The sequence below is a fragment of the Pseudonocardia terrae genome (assembly GCF_021343995.1).
Classification (GTDB): domain Bacteria; phylum Actinomycetota; class Actinomycetes; order Mycobacteriales; family Pseudonocardiaceae; genus Pseudonocardia; species Pseudonocardia terrae.
Window position 1 is genome coordinate 1 of sequence record NZ_JAJTTE010000127.1, and the last position, 3,322, is coordinate 3,322.

At 77.9% G+C, this 3,322-nt stretch carries 5 protein-coding genes; 4 read left to right on the forward strand and 1 reads right to left on the reverse strand.

What is annotated here, in order from left to right; all coding sequences use genetic code 11:
* Window positions 1–222: 222 nt before the first annotated feature.
* Complete coding sequence (locus LWC33_RS34410) at window positions 223–525, reverse strand: hypothetical protein (protein ID WP_233308895.1); 303 nt, start codon at window positions 523–525, stop codon at window positions 223–225.
* 284 nt (window positions 526–809) lie between these two features.
* Here LWC33_RS34410 and LWC33_RS34415 point away from each other — a divergent pair, with 284 nt between their 5' ends.
* From LWC33_RS34415 to LWC33_RS34430, 4 genes are all read left to right on the forward strand, one after another.
* Complete coding sequence (locus LWC33_RS34415) at window positions 810–998, forward strand: DUF1918 domain-containing protein (protein WP_233308896.1); 189 nt, start codon at window positions 810–812, stop codon at window positions 996–998.
* 123 nt (window positions 999–1,121) lie between these two features.
* Window positions 1,122–1,496: a CBS domain-containing protein gene (locus LWC33_RS34420; RefSeq protein WP_233308897.1), complete on the forward strand. Its 375-nt coding sequence runs from the start codon at window positions 1,122–1,124 to the stop codon at window positions 1,494–1,496.
* On the forward strand, window positions 1,493–2,263 hold the full coding sequence (locus LWC33_RS34425; protein ID WP_233308898.1) for a GAF domain-containing protein: 771 nt from the start codon (window positions 1,493–1,495) through the stop codon (window positions 2,261–2,263). The genes LWC33_RS34420 and LWC33_RS34425 overlap by 4 nt, the downstream gene beginning before the upstream one ends.
* Window positions 2,264–2,686: 423 nt before the next feature.
* Window positions 2,687–3,067, forward strand: coding sequence for a dsRBD fold-containing protein (locus LWC33_RS34430; RefSeq protein ID WP_233308899.1), 381 nt, complete (start codon window positions 2,687–2,689; stop codon window positions 3,065–3,067).
* Window positions 3,068–3,322 lie beyond the last annotated feature (255 nt).

A 3,322-nucleotide genomic window follows, 5' to 3' on the forward strand; every position in this document is an offset into this window, starting at 1 on the left:
GCCGTCGCCGGGGCACCGGTCGACGACGCGGTGGCCGCCGCGCGCTGCCCGGTGCTCGTCGTGCCCGAGCCCACGCCGCCGCGGCGCGAGGTGCTCGCCCTGCCCGGGACGCGCGGCCCGGGCGGCTGAGCCGCGCGGTCCCTCGGCCCGGGCTGCTGAGCCGTAGGGTCGCCGAGGCGATCAGGGGCGCTCAGGGGCGATCTGAGGTCGGTCGGGAGGCGGTCAGGAGGCGCAGGGCGGCAACGGGTTCGCGGCCGCCCTGCGGTCGAGGCGGTCGAGCAGGCGCTGGCGGGCCAGCCGCTCCAGCAGCTCCGGCACGGCACCCGCGGGCACCCCGGACAGATCGGCGCGACACTCCCGCACGACCCGTGCCACCACCCGGTGCGACATCTGCCCGGCGAACTCGCGCGCGAGCCGCGCGACGGCGGACGACACGTCGTCGACCCGAGTGCGGTCGAACGGTGCGGGGGTGTACCCCACGGCCGGGCGAGAGCCGGTCGAGGGGGGCAGAGCGGTGAGGGTCATCGGGCTCCTCGGGCGGCGCCGCGCGGACGCGGCGGCGGGGTCATGGCGGACCGAACGGACCGGTGGCCGGTCGGTGGGTTCGGGGCGGCCCGGTCGCTCCGACGGAGCGCGGGACACGCACGCATCACCGCGGTTCGCGCGGTGTCGGCCCATATGGTCGGTCACCGGCGCGGCGGCGCGCCAGGGCCGGAAGTCCCTAACGCCTCCGGGACCCGCCGGACCCTGGCCCCCGTCGCGGCGACGCGCGATCCTGAGGTGCCCCACCCGCGTGCAGGGAGGCATCGATGCAGGCTCACATCGGCGATCGCATCGTCATCGAGAGCAACCACCTGGACGCCGCCCGGCGGCGCGGGACGATCGTCGCCGTCCTCGGCGGCGAGGGCGACACCGAGCACTACCGGGTGCGCTGGCAGGACGGCCACGAGTCGGTCTTCTTCCCCGGTCCGGACGCCCACGTCGACACCGCCCGCTGAGACGGCCCGCCGAGACGGCCCGGTGGGACACGGCCCGGTGTGACACGGTCCGCCGGTGGCGTGCGGCGCGGTCCGGGGCTTCGGACCCTGGCCGGGGACCCCTCCGGGCGGGAGGCTCCGCGGATGCGCGTCCGCGAGGTCATGAGCCGCCCGGCGCTCGTCGTGGCCGTGGCCTCCACCGTCCGCGACGCCGCCGCGGCGCTCGCGGCCCACGGGCTCTCGGACGCACCGGTGGTCGACGAGCGGGAGCGGTTCGTCGGGATGCTCGCCGAGGCCGACCTCGTCACGGACCGGGCCGAGGGCAGGCGGGGCGCCACGGGCGTCGGGCCGCTGGTGCGCACGGGCCTGCCGACCGCGACGCTCGACGGCGACCTGCTCGGGCTGGTGCACCGCATGCGCGAGGCCGACGTGCGGGTCGTGCCCGTGCTCGACGGGGACCGGGTCGCCGGCATCGTCACCCTGAGCGACCTGCTGCGCGTGCTGAGGGAGGCTCGGTGAACGGCGGGGTGAACGCCGGGGTGGACGGCGGGGCCGCCGAGACGGTGGGCCACGGCGTCCAGCTCGCCGAGCGCTTCGCCCGGCTCGCCCGCGCGCTGCGGACCGCGCCGACCCCGGAGGACGCCCAGGAGCGCGTCACGCTCTACGCCGTCGCGACTGTGCCCGGCTGCGACCACGCGGGGATCTCCCTGGTCGACCGGCACGGCGGCGTGGTGTCCGTGGCCCCGACCGGCGGGACCGCACGGCGGGTCGACGAGATCCAGCACGAGGTCGGCGAGGGGCCGTGCCTCGGCGTGATCCACGACCGGGTCGTCTGCGCGGTCGACGACGTGTCGACGGACGACCGGTGGCCCGCCTTCGGCCGCCGGGCCGTCGCCGAGACCGGGGTGCGCGCGCTGCTGTGCTTCCGGCTCTTCGTCGAGGACGACGTCCTGGGCGCGCTCACCCTCTCCTCCGCCACCCCGGGGGCCTTCGACGACCACGCTGTCGCCGTCGGCACCGTCCTCGCCGCGCACGCCGCCCTCGCGGTCACGGACGCGCGCCACCGCCGCCGCGCCGCCGAGCTCGACGAGGCGCTGCGGTCCAGCCGCGACATCGGCACCGCCCTCGGCATCCTCATGGCACACCGGCTGGTGACCCGGGACCAGGCGTTCGACCTGCTGCGCACCGCGTCCCGCCGACTGCACCGCAAGCTGCGCGACGTGGCCCTGGAGGTCGTCGAAACGGGCACGCTTCCGGCGGGTGCGCGGGCGCACGTGGAGCAGTAGTCTGCCGGCATCCGGTCCGCCTGAGCCCACAGCGCAGCCGGCTGTCCGAGCGGGTCTCATGAGCCCACCGCCGTTCCCGGCACGCGCGACCGCGGCGCGGTGCGCGCGGGTCCCGCTCCCCCGCGGCCACCTCCGTCCCGGTGCGCGGCGTTCCGTGCTGCACCGGGCCGCGCCCGTCGCCCTCGGGCCCGGGTCACCCACCCGCGCTACACCCCCCAGCCCCCGGGTGGGCGGCCCGTCCGCCGGTGCGGGCCCGACCTCGCGGCCGCCGCCGCCCGGCCGGGTCCGCACCGGTCCCCGAACGTCCCCGGCCGGCCGGGTGGACCCACCCGTTCCGGCGATTCCGGCGGCCGATGCCGCCGGGCCCTTCCGCCGCGCGTCGTGCGGGGGCACGCTCGACGCACCACGGCGGAAGGGACAGCGATGACCGAGCCGACCGGCGCCCACACCCTGTCCGAGGCACTGTCCGACGCGCTGACGGCGGCGAGCAGCGCCCGAGCCGGGATGCCCCGGGGCAAGCGCTGGACCGTGATCGTGGACCTCGAGGCCGGATCCGGGGTGACGCACGCCGTCGCCCGCCTGCACGACCGGGAGTCCGACCGGCTCGTCGGCACCGGGCAGGCGCGGCTGGCCCCGCCCGCCGCCGACGTCCCCGGGGTGGCCGAGGAGCTCGCCGCGGCCCAGGCGCTGACCGACCTCGCCCGGCGGTTGACACAGGTCGCGCACACCGAGGTCGCCGACGCCGCCGAGGGCGCGGCCCCGGTCGGCAGCCCGGTCGCAGGGCACTTCTCCGTCCCCGGCTGAGCCAGGCCCGGACCCGCCGGAAGACGGGACTTTCGACCCTGCTGACAGCGGGGTCGACGCAGGCACCATCGACGTCGCCGGCAGCGTGAAGGCTCCGCGCCGGCCGCCACTCGTCGTTGGGGAGCGGACGGGTGGACCCGCCGGGGCGGGCGTTCACGGGGAACGCCCGCCCCGGCCCACGTCCGCACCACCGCTCCGCACCGCTCGGCTGGGAGGGACCTCGGTGACCCTGTCCGGATCGCCCGTCGCGGTCGG